11 protein-coding genes are annotated in these 17638 nt (G+C 47.7%); 6 read left to right on the top strand and 5 right to left on the bottom strand.

The features are described 5' to 3' along the window. Nucleotides 1-66: 66 nt before the first annotated feature. Both ACJJIM_RS01390 and ACJJIM_RS01385 read left to right on the top strand, forming a co-directional pair. The gene (locus ACJJIM_RS01390) at nt 67-2976 is read left to right on the top strand and encodes a TonB-dependent receptor plug domain-containing protein (protein WP_413664468.1); all 2910 of its coding nucleotides are present in this window, start codon (nt 67-69) and stop codon (nt 2974-2976) included. A gap of 73 nt (nt 2977-3049) precedes the next feature. Continuing rightward, nucleotides 3050-4873 (top strand): tetratricopeptide repeat protein, encoded by a 1824-nt coding sequence (locus tag ACJJIM_RS01385; RefSeq protein WP_413664467.1) that lies wholly within the window; start codon nt 3050-3052, stop codon nt 4871-4873. Between the two features lie 18 nt (nt 4874-4891). Here ACJJIM_RS01385 and ACJJIM_RS01380 read toward each other — a convergent pair whose 3' ends face one another. Further along, a complete protein-coding gene (locus ACJJIM_RS01380; protein WP_413664466.1) occupies nt 4892-5611 on the bottom strand; it encodes a 2OG-Fe(II) oxygenase in 720 nt (239 codons plus the stop codon). A gap of 111 nt (nt 5612-5722) precedes the next feature. Here ACJJIM_RS01380 and ACJJIM_RS01375 point away from each other — a divergent pair, with 111 nt between their 5' ends. The 3 genes from ACJJIM_RS01375 (at nt 5723) to ACJJIM_RS01365 (ending at nt 11416) form a co-directional block, all read left to right on the top strand. Continuing rightward, entirely contained in the window at nt 5723-7549 is a 1827-nt protein-coding gene (locus ACJJIM_RS01375; protein ID WP_413664465.1) for a tetratricopeptide repeat-containing sulfotransferase family protein, read from the top strand. A gap of 3 nt (nt 7550-7552) precedes the next feature. Further along, nucleotides 7553-8248, top strand: coding sequence for a 2OG-Fe(II) oxygenase family protein (locus ACJJIM_RS01370; RefSeq protein WP_413664464.1), 696 nt, complete (start codon nt 7553-7555; stop codon nt 8246-8248). Nucleotides 8249-8707: 459 nt separating this feature from the next. After that, nucleotides 8708-11416, top strand: a complete 2709-nt coding sequence (locus tag ACJJIM_RS01365) for a TonB-dependent receptor plug domain-containing protein (protein WP_413664463.1) — start codon at nt 8708-8710, stop codon at nt 11414-11416. A 101-nt stretch (nt 11417-11517) separates the two neighbouring features. Here the strand turns inward: ACJJIM_RS01365 and ACJJIM_RS01360 are convergent, their stop codons facing one another. Beyond that, nucleotides 11518-12654, bottom strand: coding sequence for a tetratricopeptide repeat protein (locus ACJJIM_RS01360; protein ID WP_413664462.1), 1137 nt, complete (start codon nt 12652-12654; stop codon nt 11518-11520). 234 nt (nt 12655-12888) lie between these two features. Between ACJJIM_RS01360 and ACJJIM_RS01355 the strand changes: the two genes are divergently transcribed. Then, nucleotides 12889-14670 carry a peptide MFS transporter gene (locus ACJJIM_RS01355; protein WP_413664461.1) on the top strand — a complete coding sequence of 594 codons (1782 nt, stop codon included), beginning with the start codon at nt 12889-12891 and terminating at the stop codon, nt 14668-14670. Nucleotides 14671-14755: 85 nt separating this feature from the next. On the opposite strand, the gene ACJJIM_RS01350 is transcribed toward ACJJIM_RS01355, so the two are convergent. The 3 genes from ACJJIM_RS01350 to bamC all read right to left on the bottom strand — a co-directional run bounded on the left by ACJJIM_RS01350 (nt 14756) and on the right by bamC (nt 17627). After that, a complete protein-coding gene (locus tag ACJJIM_RS01350; protein WP_413664460.1) occupies nt 14756-15586 on the bottom strand; it encodes a sulfite exporter TauE/SafE family protein in 831 nt (276 codons plus the stop codon). Between the two features lie 74 nt (nt 15587-15660). After that, nucleotides 15661-16434: an MBL fold metallo-hydrolase gene (locus ACJJIM_RS01345; protein ID WP_413664459.1), complete on the bottom strand. Its 774-nt coding sequence runs from the start codon at nt 16432-16434 to the stop codon at nt 15661-15663. After that, complete coding sequence (gene bamC / locus ACJJIM_RS01340) at nt 16434-17627, bottom strand: outer membrane protein assembly factor BamC (RefSeq protein WP_413664458.1); 1194 nt, start codon at nt 17625-17627, stop codon at nt 16434-16436. Before bamC ends, ACJJIM_RS01345 begins: the two co-directional genes overlap by 1 nt. Nucleotides 17628-17638 lie beyond the last annotated feature (11 nt).

Below are 17638 nucleotides of genomic sequence, written 5' to 3'. Positions count from 1 at the left end.
GCTACTTCCAGCAATCGTCATTAATGACAACAGACTATAAATCCAACGATCAAGAGAGGATTGACAATGAAAAAGAACCTCCTGTCCGCAGCCGTAAAGGGAGCCCTGGGCTTCACCGCTGCCGCAATTATGGTTCCTGCAATGCCTGCTTTCGCTCAGCAAGATGCGGAAATGGTTGAAGAAGTTATCGTTACTGGCTCTCGTATCAAGCGCCAAGACCTTGAATCTGTTACTCCATTAACCTCTATTGGGGCAGAAGAGTTCAAGATTTCCGGTAACCTCAATATTGAGCAGAAACTCGCTGAACTACCTCAGACTCGGCCCAGCTTTGGTCCCAGCTCTAACAACCCTGGGGACGGTACTGCCCAGGTAGACCTTCGCGGCCTCGGAAGCTATCGTACAGTGGTTCTTGTCAACGGCCGCCGCTATATTCCCTCTACTCAAGAAGGTATCGTTGACCTGAACACCATTCCCAGCACCCTGATCCGGAGTGTTGATGTAATTACTGGTGGTGCTTCTGCGGTATACGGCTCCGATGCCCTCGCCGGTGTAGTTAACTTCCAGTTAGTAGACGATTTCGAAGGGGTTCAACTTACCAGCCTTTATGATGTTACAGAGGAAGGTGATGGCACCAAGCGCAATATCGACCTGACTATCGGTGGTAACTTTGCCGATGGACGCGGTAATGCTACCGTATATGCATCTTGGACTGACCGTGACCCCGTTTTCCAAGCTGACCGCAACTTCAGTACTAACACTTGGGGCGAAGCGGACACTGACGGGGACGGCTTCAACGATAGCCTGTCCACCTCTGGTTCCAGTGGCATTCCTGGCACAAACGTATTTAGTACTGGCACAACCTTTGAGCCAGATGGCACTTCTCGCGCTTTCCAAGACCCAGAAGACCGCTTTAACTACGCTCCAGATAACTATTTGCAGCTGCCGCAAGAGCGCTTCCTGATTAGTGCGTTTACGCATTACGACCTGAATGACAAAGTCACCGCTTATGGTGAAATGGCGTTCTCTCACAACCAAGTTCCACAGGAACTGGCCCCCACCCCTGCATTTACTACAGTTTCAGTAAACCCAAATACACCTTTCTTCGATGAAGCTTACCAAGAAACTCTTAGAAACCTGAATGTTGCAAATGGCAACAATGCAGATGATCCGGTTGATCTTTTCATCGGACGTCGAATGGTTGAAAATGGTTCTCGCGAATCAATAGATACTCGTGACGCTTTCCGCATCGTGACTGGCTTCCGTGGCGACATCAATGACGACTGGTCTTTTGATACTTACTACAGCTACTCCAATCTCGATCAGACCAACCGTCAAAACAACGACGTTGCGGCCTCCAAGTTCAAGCAAGCTATCCTTGTCACAGATGACGGCACAGCATGTCAAGATACTTCCAATGGCTGTGTACCATTAAATATTTGGGGCGCAGGCAATATCAGTGACGAAGCGATTAACTTCATCACTGTCGATGCCACAAACATTACCAGCATCACACAAGAAGTAATCTCTGCAAGCGTATCCGGCCTTCTGGGCACTGTTCCCTCTGCAGATGAAGCTATCGGTGTGGTGTTTGGTTTAGAGCATCGCGATGATGAGTCTAGCTTCCACCCTGATAGCTACCTCGCTACAGGCGACGTTTTGGGCTTTAATGCCGGGCAGCAGACCATTGGTGGTTATACCGCAATGGAAGCTTTTGCCGAAGTAAACGTACCGCTGGTTTCTGGCAAGCCTGGAGTTGAGAGCCTAGCTCTGTGGGGTGCATACCGCTATTCCGATTACTCGAATATTGGCGGAGTTAACTCTTTCGCAACTGCTTTAAACTACGCTCCAATTGAAATGGTTAAGTTCCGCGCAGGCTTTCAGCAGTCTGTTCGCGCTCCAAATGTCTACGAGCTTTACCTAGGTGAATCCGCAGGCTTCCCGCCCGCTAGCGACCCATGTGCTGTAGGCGGTTCAGGGGATACCGATACCTGTAACGCCACCATGCCTGATGGCGTAACTGCAGGCAGCTTTACTCAAGCGAATACCCAGATTGAAGGTGTTTTCGGCGGCAATGAGGAGCTTCAAGAGGAAACCTCAACTACGATCACATTTGGTGCAGTAATTGAGCCGATGGATGGCCTCGACATCGCTATCGACTACTACGATATTGAAATCGAAGATGCGATCGACGTATACGGCGGTGGTGTAAATAACATCCTGGATCTCTGCTACAACCAATTCCAAGATGCTAGCTCACCATATTGCCAAGCAATTAACCGCCGCAGCGACGGTAACGTTGACTACGTAGAAGCGTTTAATGCGAACATCGGCCTGATTGAGACCAGAGGTGTTGACCTCAACATTAACTACGGTACCGATCTGGACTTCGGCTTTGATGGTGCCTCCTACCTGAGCGTCACTTTCAACAGCACCTACCTGCTCCAGTACGACGTAACTCCCGTTGCTGAGTTCCCAAGTGTTGTGAATGAGTGTGCCGGCTATTACGGAAACACCTGTGAGGCACCCAGAGGCGAATTCAACTGGAATACACGTGTTAGCTGGCAGAGTGGCCCACTAACCTTGTCCGCCTTGGTTCGCTATCTTGATGGAACCAAAGATGACCAGTTGATGACCGTTAGTGGACCTCGCACTATCGAAGTTACCGCTGACAACATCGATGATCTGATGGATGCGGGCTCTGCTTTCACCAACATCGCCGTTGGAGACACTGTCACCAATCCATTCGATGAGCGCAACCAACTGGTTGTAGAGTCTATTGATGATGAGTTTTACCTTGACCTCAGCGCCGGCTGGGCAGTCAATGAAAACTTTGACATCAACTTTGGTATTAAGAATGTTCTAGATACTGAACCCACCACTTTGGGGGATTCTGCTGAGCAAGCTAATACCTATCCATCTACTTATGACTTGTTAGGTCCGCGCTACTTCCTGAGCGCAAGCTATCGTTTTGAGTAGAAGTAAGCTGATTGTCATTTGACACAAAGAAACGGCGAGCATTGCTCGCCGTTTCTTTAATTAGAAAATGTCTATGAAGAGAAATTTAACGCTTCAACAAGTCCTGGCGAGCCTTGGAAAAATGGTGGAGTCTGGACATGCTCAGAACGCGCTACCTGCAATCCAAAAATTGAATCAGCAGTTCCCGAACGAGCCGAATGTATTACACCTCTCCGCTCTCGCGTTAGGTGCAGTCAACAGTAAAAGAGAAGCTAAAGATTTCTTTGAAAAATCACTTAAAGCAAAAAATGACCAACCGCCGGTACATAATAATTTTGCTAACTTTCTAAAAGCGCAAAAGCAGATAGATCTTGCAAGGTACCATTACAAGCAAGCTATTCATTACAATCCGAAATTTACAGCCGCATGGCGAAATTTGGCAATACTTGAGTTTGAATCAAACAACCTAACTCTAGCCTATGAACATGCCTTAAAGGCCGCAAGCTTCACGCCTAGCTCTCCTGCTTCACTAACCCTCCTTGGAAATATCTGCAGAAAAAACAGCCAATTTCAAGATGCCTTGGATTTCTTTCAAAAAGCGAGGGCTCAAGATGCAAAGAATTTGAAGGCTACTTATGGATTAGCCATAACTTATTCTGACCTTGAGGAGCCTGAAAAAGCGCTAGCTTTGCTTGAAGAAGTTCTTAGCTTGGCACCTGATATGAGCGAAGCACTTTATGCCAAAGCACTTGCCGAACTAAACCTTGGCTACCATAAAACAGCCATAGAAACACTTGAGAAACTCATTACTACAGAACCTCTTCATACCGAGGCGCACAAAACCCTGAATGAAGCATATTGGCAGCTTGGTAATAAAGGGCTATTTTGCGAAAGCTATCGCAAGTTATCGCAATCCCCAAAAGATCATCGAGAAATCACCATTGCTCATATTGAAAGCTTAATCGCAGCAGGGTTAATTAAAGAGGCACAAAGCGTACTTGAGTCACGTCCAGATGTTGACACAAGCTTCGAACTTCTATTTCTCAGAGGCAAAATTGCCGAAGAGGAAGGAGATTTAAAGCTTGCCTTGAAATTCTATGAAACTGTTTTTTCAGTGCAACCTGACCTCAGCATTACAAAGCAGTACTTAATAACCCTTGTTAGAAACTATGAATTCGAAGTGGCTGATAAACTTGTTAAGCAGGCCTTAAAACAAGCCCCAAATGACCAACTTCTTTGGGCTATTCAAGGGACGTGCTGGAAAATGATGGGGAATGAGCGCTACCAATGGCTCACTCAAAATAGTAGCTATATTCAAGAGTATGTAATACCAACCCCAAATGGGTATTCCAGCCTTAACGAGTTCCTTCTGGAGTTAAAAGCAAATCTATTAGACATGCACAAACTGAAGGAGCGCCCCCTTTTTCAATCGGTACGCTCTGGAGTTCAAACACCTGGCAGACTGCTTCACAAAAGTCATCCTGTAATATGCTCCTTAAAGGAAAGCCTTAAAGAGGTCATTAGCGATTACATATCAAACTCACCTGAAGATGAGAAACACCCATTTTTAGGAAGAACGTCATCAAATTTTAAATTTTCTGGATCATGGTCCGTAATGCTAAAAGGTGGTGGACACCATGTTAGCCATGTGCATCCCCAAGGCTGGATTAGCTCCGCTTTTTATGTAGAATTACCACCACCAGAAAATGAAGGAGCCCCAACAAATCCAGGTGACATCTTTTTCGGGAAGTCTCCATATGAACTTGGAGAGAGAGATTTTGTGGAAAAGCAAATAACTCCCTCTAAAGGATCACTAGTTTTATTTCCTTCATACACTTGGCACGGAACAATCCCCCTACCAGAAGAATCCACGCATCTGAGAGTAACCACGCCGTTTGATGTAATCCCTAGCAATTAATAATTAACTGTGAACGCATTACGCCATTTCCCCACGCCTTAACCAGCCAGTAATTGAATAGCGGCTCTCAGGCGCAAATGGAGCAACATATGAAACTGAATGCTTCTGAGGGACTTTAAATACGTTTACAGCATTAAATGTTGGCACCAGTCCCTTGATTGCCCCTCCATCCTTCCCATAAAAATGCAAAACTCCGCCCCAGTCTAAATTCCAGTTTGGGGTTAAATTAATAACATATGCTGCAACTCTATTCTTCCCGGAAACACCATCATCATGCTCCTTTAGAAAATGCCCACGGTCAAAACATGTCGCTTGAACGTCGGCGAAAGCAATACTATTGTCCCCAACAACTGAGCGCATTAAGGATAAAAATGACTCGCTGTTAACCAACTGAAAAATAGACATAAACCGCTTATCCTGACCACTACCACGACTACAAAAATCAAATATAGGGATGCTCTTGTAAAGGTATTGAAACTCTGTCCCAGCCTGAGACCACACGATATCGTTCAACATACCTTTCTGATCAGCACTCCAACCACAATAATCAGAAAAGCTAATATCCGTATGAACACCAAGCTTATTGAAAGACAGGTTCCATTCCTTCTGCTCCCTCAAAAAAGAAAAAATATCACTAGCCGACTGACTATGAAGAAAATTAGGTACCTGTACAACTGATGACCTTAAGAACTCCTCCCGCAGCCTATCAACATCGAGATCAGATGATATACAATACATTACAACTCCCAGTAAGCATCGATCAGAAGAGATGCCTATAAGACAATTAAATTTCACTCAAGGTCGGCAATTTAAAACACTTAGGGAAGTATACCGAGATAAATCTGTCATATGAAGCATCACACCCCACCCAAAAGCCCCAAACCCTCTCAATGGGAGACCTCTATTGCCTCAATTGAACTTGATCTAAAACAGAAAAATTATACTTCTGCACATACACAACTTCTTAATCTGCCAACCTCGACCTCCTCCAGGCAAATTCAAAAATTGTTGATGCTTGCCTTTACGTCAAGACAGCTAAAAAAGAGGTCCGAAGCACTTAGCCAGCTAAAGGAAGCTGAAACTACAAACGGTATCACAGCAGCTGATCTCAAATTTATAGCAACAGAATATGTAGCCCTAGAAAAACACCATTATGCAGTCGCAGCAATTGAGAGAATTGAACCAATGGATGGGCAAACATTCCATTTGCTCGGTCTTTCTCACTTTAAGTTAGGGAATATAGGGAAAGCTTTTCCAATCTATAAAAAATTATTTTCTCATTTACAGAACAATCTGGCTATTGCCCGCGAGCTATCATTGGTCGCAGCGGAGTTCCGGGATTATGAAACCGCCATCACTGCATACTCTAGATATATTCAGTTAGTATCGCCCTCAGCCTCCGACCGTTTAAAGTATGCAGATCTATTACTAATGGCAAGAAAAACTGAAGAAAGCCAAGTCCAGCTCGAGAAAGCAATAAGCATGGGGGAAACATCCGCTCAGGCTGATCTATTGAAGGCTAAAATAAAAAGACTAAATGGGAACTATAGCGACTCAATTAAGCATGCAACACTAGCCACTTCAAAGAACCCCAAACTCAGCGCTGGATGGCAAATTATTGCTGAACTCACCCCTCCAAGTGACATTAGCCAAGCTCTAGTAAACAAACTAAATTCGGCCATTAAATCTCTATTAGAACCATCGATCGATGCGGAAATATGTAACTTTGCACTTTCAGAAATCTATATAAAACAAAACAAATACCAAAAATCCTACAAGCAAATTGGAATAGCCAACAAAATCAAGCTTGAACTACTAAAAAGGGCAAATAACACCTACGACCCTCGAAAAACAGAAGAATTGTTCTCGAAAATAATAGAGACATACAGCCTATCATCGCATGCGCACAACAAGAGTTCCAACCAAAACAGCCCTATATTTATAGTGGGAATGCCAAGATCAGGAACAACTTTAATAAATAAAATTATAGAAAATTCCAATAGTGTTTACAGTCTCGGAGAAAGTGAAGAAATACCTAGAACGGTATCCCAGCTGCAATTGAAATTTCAGGGGAAAGCCTATGAGAACATTCACAAATTAAGCTCTACCGACTGGAACCAGCTTGCTGAGCATTACATGAAACTCGAAACGGAAGCAGAAAAAGACACTGTGGACAAAATGCCCAGCAACCTACTAAACGTTGGATTGATTTTATCTTTATTCCCCAATGCCCGCATTATTCAAGTAGCCAGAAATCCTTTCGATGTATGCATGTCAATTCTTTCAAAGCCCTTTCCCGAAGGGCATACATATGCGTGCAAAGCAGAAGATGTCGCTCACTATTACTACCAATCAATGAGACTAATGCAATTTTGGGGCAAAACCTTCCCAAAGAGTATTTTCAACCTGAATTTTGATGAATTTCTATCCACACAAAAAGAAACTGCCCAAAAACTATACTCCTTTTTAGGCCTTAGATGGAGCGACAACATACTGTCCCTGAGGGGAAAATCTAACAATTTTACGTTTAGCGAGCTGCAAGTACGAAAACCTATAGATCCTTCAGAAGCCAAGAAATGGAGCAAATTTTCTGAGGCTGCCGAAGACCTCCTCGCAGCCTTAAACAACGAATCAAAAAGAGCCCTAAAGCATCAAACATCTAATACGGGAAGTTGAGATATGCAATATATAATTAATCGTGAACTTGACTCCCTTTACTGGAGCAATGAGTTTAATCAAGACCTGAGCTGCCGAGTTACAAACTTATTAAGTAACGATTCAGCCCACACTTTGAAAAAAGAAATCTTAAAATATGCGAGTTTTAAGCAGGCACATATTTCCAATGGGAAATACTCTGAGATATCAAAAGATGAATTTGCACAGTTAGATCTTAATGATCGCCGCACACTAGTACAAAACGTACATAAGTTAGCTAGCGATGGAGTTGGCTTTTGGTATGGAAGGCAAGAGTTGAGTCAGAGCTCAACCCCTCATCTAGCCAATATCTACAGCTGGCTTTCTAGCGAAGAGATGATAAAGAATATTAGGACTATTACAGGAATTTCATCGTTAGCATACCCAAGCGCCCAAATAACAGCTTTTGCTCCTGGGGATTTTTTAACTCGCCATAGAGACGATGTTTCGGCAGAAAAAAGAAGAGTGGCTTTTGTTTATAACTTATCCGAAAATTGGCATCCTGACTGGGGGGGACTCTTGCAGTTTTACAAAGATGATGGCACTCCCACTAAGTCTTGGTCTCCCACTTACAACAGCCTTTGCTTATTTCATGTCAAACATATTCATTCCGTAACTTGTGTTGCTCCATTTGCACCCAAGTTACGACTCGCTATAAGCGGCTGGTTTCACGACAAATAAATCATATCAATTTCTCACGATTGCACTTACTGCCTGTGAAAACTCCTCGCAGGCAAGCAACTCAAAGCTGCATACAGTGCACACTTTCCCCCAAACACCTCCAGCTTGATACCCACCTCACTACATTAACTATTCCTCTCACCTTTATTTCTGGAAGAAATTTCCACTATTCCTCAGGCAAATCCCCAGCCTCAGCGCTAAAAATTTTTATATTAATAAAAGACTCGGCTACGCAATAAATTAACGGCATAAACCTGTAAATAGGACAAAAAACCTAAAAAAATACTGTTTAACCCAATATCAGCCAATCCTAATCTATCTTCTAGGCCAAATTATTGGGTGCATGAAATGTCACAATAGTTCCATAATAAGCAAATATGCATTAAAGTCACTCATGTCACTTAAAGCTTTTTATCGAATAAAGCCTAATAAGCACCTTAAGTATAAGAAGGTTCCACTATGATCAAGACCAAATTGAGCATCGCCATCGCTGCTCTGGGCACCATCGCCAGCACTGGCGCTTTTGCTCAGGAATCTGCTGATGTTGGCGCAGAGGTAGAAGAAGTAATTGTTACTGGCTCGCGCATTGCTCGTGACCCACTGTCCACTACCGGACCAATCACCCTGGTTGATTCCGAAGCGATTCAACGCTCTGGTGTAGGCACTATTGATGAGCTGCTGAACCAACTTCCTTCTATGGGCACCACCGGCATCAATGCAAATGACAACAACGGCGGTGCTGGTCTTTCATTTGTAGATCTTCGCAACCTAGGTTCTGCACGTACCCTGGTTCTCGTTAACGGTCGTCGCTTCGTATCGTCCAGCTCTGGCGTAGCCTCTGCAGTAGATATGAACAATATCCCTGTAGACATGATCGACCGCATCGAAGTACTGACCGACGGTGCGTCTGCTGTATACGGTTCCGACGCGGTTGCAGGCGTAATTAACGTAGTCCTGAAAGACTCTTTCGACGGCGTTCGTATAAATGCTCGTGCGGGAGCAACCGAAGCTGGCGGTGGTGAGAATGGCGAACTTTCTGTCACTTTTGGTAAAGAGTTCGACCGTGGCCAGTTTATCGCTAACGTGACTCACAGTAAGCGCGACGAAATCGCTTATAGCGACCGCGACTGGGCGGGCCTGCAAAGCTCAATGTCTCCCACCGGTAATATCTTTACCAACTACGGCTCCTTCAGCGTTGCCGATGACGGTGTCACTTTGGGTGATTACTCCAGCTATGATATCGGCCAATACATGTGGCTTTCCGGTTCCATGGAGCGCACCAGCTTCACCGGAAGTGGCTCATACTCCATTACCGACGACATTGAGTTTTACGGGGAAGGTTCTTACACCCTGAAAACTACCAATCAGCAGCTTGCCGCTCAGCCCATGTACGCTGGCAATGGCCTCAACCTGACCGCTGACCACCTCTCTGATGAAGTTCAAGAGCAATTGGCAGAAGCATGGCAGGTAGCTGAAGATGCTTACCAGATTGAACTTGCAGCTTACAATGCTGCAGTTGCAGAGTGGGAAGCACAAGGTAGCCCTGAGGATCTTGAGCCTACAGCACCAACTGCAACCCACGGGGACAGCTGGTCAGACGGCCTCTCTGATGTTCGCCTGCGCCCTGTAGCCGGTGGAACTCGTGACTCCGAACAGAAAACTGAAACCTACCGTATCCTCGGCGGCTTACGCGGAGATCTTGCCAATGGTTGGGGCTGGGACGCTTTCGTAAGCTACGGTAAAAACGAAGGTGAAAACACTGTCGGAAATTCCATCAGCAAAACAATGCTGCAGGAAATCCTGGATGGGGAAAGTGGAATTGCTGACGAGGATATTCAGTTCCTCGGTGGCATGAGCGATGAAGTTATCGACTACATCAGCTACACCGATCGCGAAGACAACGAGTACGACATGCTCAATGTCGGCGCGAGCTTGACTGGAGACATCGAACAGATTCAATTCCAAGGCGGTGCCTTAGGGTTTGCTGCTGGTCTTGAATATCGAGAGGAGTCTGGCGAATTTAACCCCAGTGAAGAAACTCAATCCGGTGCCACATTTAGCAACCAGCAAGATGCGACATCCGGAGACTTCGCTGTAACTGAAGTATTTGCCGAGTTTAACCTGCCTATCCTGGCTGGCTTAAAGTATGCGGATGAGCTGTCTGTTGACGCCGCTGTTCGTTATTCCGACTACGACACATTTGGCGGCCAAGCGACTTACAAGCTCGGTGCAGTCTATGCGCCGACTGAAAACCTGCGCTTCCGTACCAGCTTGTCTACTGCATTCCGTGCTCCAGGCATTTATGAGCTCTACAGCGGTTCTTCACAGAGCTACGAGTATCTCATCGACCCATGTGACACTAGCAGCAACAACTCTGCTGGCCAGGGCGCAAACTGCGACATGGTAAGCGCGGGCTTCACCCAAGCCGGCTCCCAGGTACCGACAAACATCGGTGGTAACGAAGATCTTCAGCCTGAAGAATCAACAAGTTTCACCGCTGGTATTGTTTGGACTCCTAGCTTTGTAGAAGACCTGTCCATTACCCTGGACTACTTCGATATCCAAATCAAAGACGCCATCACAGATGCCGACACCCAGCAGATTTTGGATGATTGCTACAGAGACGGTATCAGCTCTGCCTGTGAGCTTGTTAGCCGTGGTACCAGTGGGCAAATTAACTACCTGGAAGGCTCTCTGCTGAATATTGGCGAAATTAATACCAGTGGTATTGATATCGACGTAGTTCAAAACCTTTACTACGATGCTGGTAAGCTGGCTCTGCGCGCTCAAGCGACCCACCTGCTTGAGTATGAGGAGTACAACACCCAGACTGACCAAACTACTGACTATGTAGACTACATAGGCACTACTGGCGACGCATACACCAAATGGCGCGGGCTGGCCAGTGCAACCTGGTATGCCGACAGCTGGGACTTTGGAGCAGACATTCAGTATATCGGTGATGGCCATAGCCCCTATATGGATATGCCTTCACACACCTACCTGAACTTGAAAGCAGGTTGGGATGTTAACGATTCCATGCGTCTTACTGCAGGTATCGACAACGTCACCGATCGCGAACCGTCTACTACCTCTGGTAGCGACTGGAATGGTACTTACGACTTCCAAGGCCGCTACGCCTGGGCTGGTGTTAGCTACCAGTTCTAAGTACTGACTTTACTAAGTCAAATCGATAAGGGCGCTATTTGGCGCCCTTATTTTTTCTAGTTAAGTATTCGCAAATAAAGTTACAACCGCTCTTACACTAACTACTCCCCAGCGCCCATTAAGAACTCTAACTTATTCATATATCTATTTTTAACGGATAAATTATTTACCAGTGAAAATGCCTCCGTAAAGCTCTCCCTGGAAGACACCACATCCCCAAGCTGGTATCGAGTTAATCCCAACAAAAAATGAAACCGGTGATCACTGCTATCGGCTCTTATAGCCCTTCGAAGGCGCTTTTCAGCCAGCTTAAACTTGCCATTTTCATAGGCTTTCCGCGCCTGATAGTAAATGTAATAAGGGTTTCTCTCACGATGATAGCGAACCCTATCTGCGTAGCCATCAGCCAGCACTTCCCTACCTGTGCTACGATACAAACGCTCTAAATTACTATTCGCAACAAGGTTTCCCTTTTGCAGGTTTAACGCCTGTAAATAACTCTGTTCAGCTTCGTCAAGATGGTTAAAGTGGCTGTAGAAAGCTCCTAGGTTTGACCATAGGTCCGCCCTATTCGGGTGTAACTGAATAGCTTTGCGCAGGTACAAAAATGCTTGCCTCTCTTCTCCCTCGCGCATCAACTCAACCCCCCGATTGCTGTAATAGAGCGCAAAAGCAACTCTATCCTCGAGCTTTTGCTGCTTGTAGATAGGGTCATAAGCAGCCAAGTTGAAGTCAATCACCCGCCGGCCCCGTGCATGCTCGGACACCATGTTCACATGGCGGTAGACAACGAAGATTTCGGCCTCATCCTGGTTCCAAACTGGAGGTACATCTACCTCATTAAAATAAGCTTGGGCACCCAATTGTCTAGCCATAGCTACCATCAATAAGGTAAATGTCAGGCAATTGCCACGCTTTCGGTGATAAGCCTCTATTGCGGGAAGGGTACTATCGGCATCGTATTCAAATTGCATATCTCCCTGACGGAAGGCGCCAAGCAGCCCCTTTAACCGCACATCGGGAGCTGAGCCGGGAGAAATCGTACTGAGGTAAGATTCTATATCGTTATCAAGATCTAATAATCCCTCGCTTGGGAGCTCAAATTTCTCAACTGGCCTGCCGAAAACTGCTTTACCACTCAAGACAAGATCGCTATCTGCAATTTCCACATGACGGCTTGGAGACTGGGAGCAACCAGTGGCCAGTAGAACCAGAGTAAGTCCGAATAGAAGCTTCACAGTTATTTCCCCTCAAGATTAGGATCACAATAGGATTTAACTCTAATTTACAGACTCACAAAGTACCCTATTGCCATTTTTATGAATAACCTCACAACAGTTCCCCTGTTAAATAGACAGCTGGTAAACTCTGCCCGTTGTACTGGAAACTCTGGACGCCCAGTCTTGCTCCCCCCTTGCATGACTAGCCTTGCCTGAGGTTCCCCAATAACTATTACAGACAGAGGAACCTCTATGTCTTCTAATGTCGCGGACGTCACCACGGCGGCCACACCTAGCTCAGGCGAGTTGCTTGGGCACCCCAAGGGTCTCTACATCTGTTTTGCGACAGAACTGTGGGAACGCTTCTCTTTCTATGGGATGAAGTACTTACTGCTACTTTATCTCACAAAGTATCACCTCTTTACGGACAGTGCTGGCTATGATGTCCTCGGGGCTTACGCTGGCCTCGTTTATGCGCTCCCCCTGATTGGTGGTCTTTTGGCTGACCGCTACCTGGGCATGAGAAAGGCTGTCCTGTTCGGCGGCATTTTGCTCTGCTTGGGGCACTTGTTGATGGCGGTCGAAGGCCACCAGGCGATTTCCTACGCCGCCGGCACTGTTCTCAGTGAGGCAATTACATTAAATGATGGCACGGTCATCGCTGCGGGCACCACCCTCACAGAAAAAGTGGTGATTCAGGATGTTGTTGCACTCAAAGTCTTCTTTATGGCTCTGGCCCTGATCACCGTTGGTGTGGGCTTCCTGAAGCCAAATATCTCGACAATTGTAGGTCAGCTATACCCCAAAAATGACTCCCGCCGCGATGCCGGGTTTACCATTTTCTATATGGGTATTAACGTCGGTTCCTTTATCGCTACCCTGCTGTGCGGCTGGCTTGGGGAAACCTACGGCTGGGGCTATGGCTTTGGCCTCGCTGGTATCGGCATGGTATTCGGCCTGATCACCTTCGTCTGGGGACAAAAGTACCTGGATGGCCTGGCAGAGCCAAGCCGCCCCGAAGTGCTCAAAGAGAAAGCCCTCGGCCCTATCAACAAAGAGTGGGCAGTGTACCTTGGCGCCATCCTGTCTTTGGGTGCGGTCTGGTACCTCGTACAAAGTGAGCCCGCCGTTCACCTTGCGCAAAACAGCCTTCTTATCGTGGCAATTGTCGGCCTGATCCTGTTCTCCATGCTGTATAAAGACAATAAAGGCAAAGACTTTATTGCTATCGGTATGGCTGCGCTCACCGCTGCCCTCGGCCTAATTTGGGCGTTTAGCGGCAATGACATCTGGCTCGGTGGAATGCTGCTGGCACTGGTTGGCTTTATTGGCTATGGCTTTGTTCGCCACTATAGCGAAGAGTTCTCCCGCACTGTGGTATTGATGGTTCTGATTACCTCCACCATCGTATTCTGGGCGCTGTTCGAACAGTCTGCCGGCTCCATGACTCTCTATGCAGACCGCGTACTGGATCGCTCTATCGGCGATGGCGAAGTTCGCGCTTCCATGTTCGGCTCCTTGAACGCTGGCTTTATCATGCTCCTGGCGATTCCATTCGCCGCCCTGTGGGTATGGCTCGGCAAGCGCGGCTGGGAACCCAGCACCCCGGTAAAATTCGGCCTCGGTATTATCCAGGCTGGCCTCGGCTTTGGCGCCCTGGTTCTCGGTGCGGAGTTCCCCACAGAGGCGGGCAAGGTTGCAATGATCTGGCTGGTATTGGCCTATCTGCTGCACACCTCCGGTGAGCTGTGCTTGTCCCCTGTTGGCCTGTCTGCTGTAACCAAGTTGTCTATTGGTAAAGTGGTCAGCGTCAGCATGGGTACCTGGTTCCTGGCGACCGCCCTATCTGAAACCGTTGCAACGCGAATCGGTAAGATGGCTGCCGTTCCACAGGGTGAAGCCACAGACCTGGCCTCAACCCTGACCACTTATACCAGTTTGTATGAGTATCTGATGTGGTGGGGCCTCGGTGTGGGTGCTCTGATGATTATCATCTCCCCGTTCCTGAAAAAAGGAATGTGCGGTATCCGCTAATCGCGGCAATGACGCAAAACCCAAAAGGCCACTGCATTGCAGTGGCCTTTTTTATTGGTCTACTGTTGAGCCCCTATAGGCGCGATTAAATCAACCCTTGCAGCAGCCCCATATTCAACCAGATAAAACGCAGGCCGATCACACACAGTAAAAGCGCAAAACAATGCTTCAGCATTTTCGCTGAAAGCCGGTGGGCGAGGTTTGCGCCGAAACGGGCAAATAGGGTACTGGTGATAACAATACCGACAAAGGCCGGCCAGTAAATATAGCCACTGCTCCACTCAGGCAGCAGTTCGTTATTCCACCCCTGGTAGACAAAACTGAGGGCGCCGGCGATGGCGATGGGTAGCCCGCACGCAGCAGACGTAGCGACAGCCCGCTGCATTTGTACGTGACAGTGGGACAGAAATGGCACCGTCAATGAACCGCCACCAATACCAAAAATCGCAGATGCCCAACCTATCACTCCACTCGCAGAGACCAGCGCGGGCGCACCGGGCAGGTTTCCAGCCCCTTCAGCTACCTGGGCGTGACGAATACCGCTCAGCCACATGCGCACCGCGATCACAATCGCAAAAATGCCGATCAACAACTGCAACCAGGCTCCAGGCAGTAATTCAGCCGTTGCGCCTCCGATCCAAGAGCCAACCAAAATACCGGGGACCATAATCCCAAAGATCTTCCAGTCCACCGCCCTTTTCTTATTGTGGGCGCGCACTGAACTTATTGATGTGACAATGATTGTTGCTAGGGAGGTACCCACAGCCATGTGGGTGAGGATTTCAGGGGATATCCCCATAGCGGTGTAAACAAAAACCAAGGCAGGGACAATGATCAGGCCACCACCTACGCCAAATAGTCCGGCAATAGTTCCAGCAGCGGCACCGACCAACAAATAAACCAGTAGTATTTCCATAGCCCACCCCGTTTAAATACGACAAACAATTTTGTCGCATTTAAACAGATATAAGCTGGGGATAGATAGCGACCTTAACTTCGGCTTTCCACTGTAAGCCAGTCAAACCCTTCCTGCTGACAGGCAAAAATACAGCTCTCCACTGTTTCGGCAACCTCTGCCAGGGCCTCCTTTGCCAGGGCAAGGCTGTTATTTTTTTCACTGATATGGGCTACAACCAGGTGCTGTAGCTGTTCATAGCCAACGCGCTGTAGAAAGCCAGCAGCCTGCTGATTACTCAGATGGCCATAGGCACCTCCAACGCGTCGCTTCAACGAAGGTGGATAGGGCCCTTGAGCGAGCATCAGAGGGTCGTGATTTGCCTCTAGAACCAAGGCATCACAATCACCAAAGTGCGCTTCAACATGAGGGGTGATAGTCCCCAAGTCCGTCAACAAGCCCAGACTGCTACCGCGACAGCGAAACACAAACTGCGCCGCCTCACGAGCATCGTGGGGAACCGCGACCGGGGTTATTTCAATATCAGCGACAACAAAAGGCTGGTGCCCCTCAATTAAGTGCAACTCCGGTAACTTGCCAATATCACGCGCCTTAAAAGTACCGGGCGTCAGGTAGACAGGCAGGCCATATCTGCGCGCAAGTGGACCTACACCAGAGAGGTGATCACTGTGTTCGTGGGTAACCACAATCGCAGAGATATCAGCGGGAGACATACCGAGCCGCGCCATACGGCGTTCGGTTTCCTTGATGGTAAAACCGCAGTCAACCAAAAGAAAGTGGTCGCCACTGGCGACCACTGTTCCATTGCCTTTACTGCCGCTTCCCAAAGAGGCGAAGCGCAGGCCCATTAAATAAGGTTCTGCTGGATAGATTGAAGCAGCTGGGAAGCTTCATTCTTTGAAAGCGGCTGTCCGCGAGTATCGCGCACGCGCACTTCAATCTCATCGTCATTACCACGAATAACAATCAGATAACCGGGATAAGCCTCGCTTGTAGCGGTTCCTACTCCCAGGCCTTTGATTTCCTTGAAGAGAGCAGGTTCAGCCCCCTCAGTCATATCAATTCCAGCCAAGATCTGCTGTAGGCTTACCTGATCAGCGCTCTCTGCCAGCTCATCTTCATCGCTCTTGCTACCCCAGGAGAACCAGCCTCCGTCGCCATCTTCCTCATCAGAAGCAAGTGCACGGTCTTCATCGTAGGTGACGTAAAAAAGTCCAATATCGGAATCTTCACGGTGCAGGCGATAAGCACCAGAATTCACAGCATGAGCGACAGTAGCCCAGGCCCGATCCATTTCGAGCCCCATTGCAATATAGGGCTCGTGACCAGCAGGCTCCCTCAACTGGACCTTAAGTGAGCTGCTACCAATTGCCTGGGCAACCAAAGACGCTGTAGCAGCAGCTGTTTCTGACGCCAGTGCCGTGGACATTTCATCAATCATCCACCCTTCACGCTCAGGGCTCGAAGAGCGATCAGGCCAATTAACGCTACCGCCAACCGGGGCTGCAGAAGGCACAGACAAGTGGCGCACATGAATCTCTGTCGTATCGGGTTGCACACCGGTTTCTACCTGCAAGCGATACTTATCTTTAGTGTCAGGACTCTCTTTAAAGGCCATCCAGGCAGTTTCCATCACACCCGCATTGGCATCTGACATTTCTATATTCAAGCCTGAGCTGCGAAGGAATTGGTGCAACTGGGGCCACACCTCTTCAGGAGGCTGGGATACCAGCACCCAGCGATTTCCGCCGAGCTTTTGAATCTTTACTCTCTCCAGACCCGCATTCACTGAAAGCGCTTGAGGACGCGGAACTTCAAAATCCCCCTGGGCCAGCTGCTCTCCTGCAATCTGCGGAATCTCATAGAGTTCCTCCTGGTGCTTGGTATTAACACCTTCAGGTATCCGCAGAGGCGTCAGGCTATCGGCATGCTGGTAATCATTACTGCGATCGCGGAAATAGCCATCGTTGCCGAACACACCGCACCCCGCCAGTGTAATACTGGAGATAAAGAGCCCGGCTCCAACGGTCAATTTTTTCATTAAAGCTATCC

It is taken from the genome of Microbulbifer maximicatervae (SeqCode) (assembly GCF_052467615.1).
This window is presented reverse-complemented; position numbering and strand designations above follow the sequence as displayed.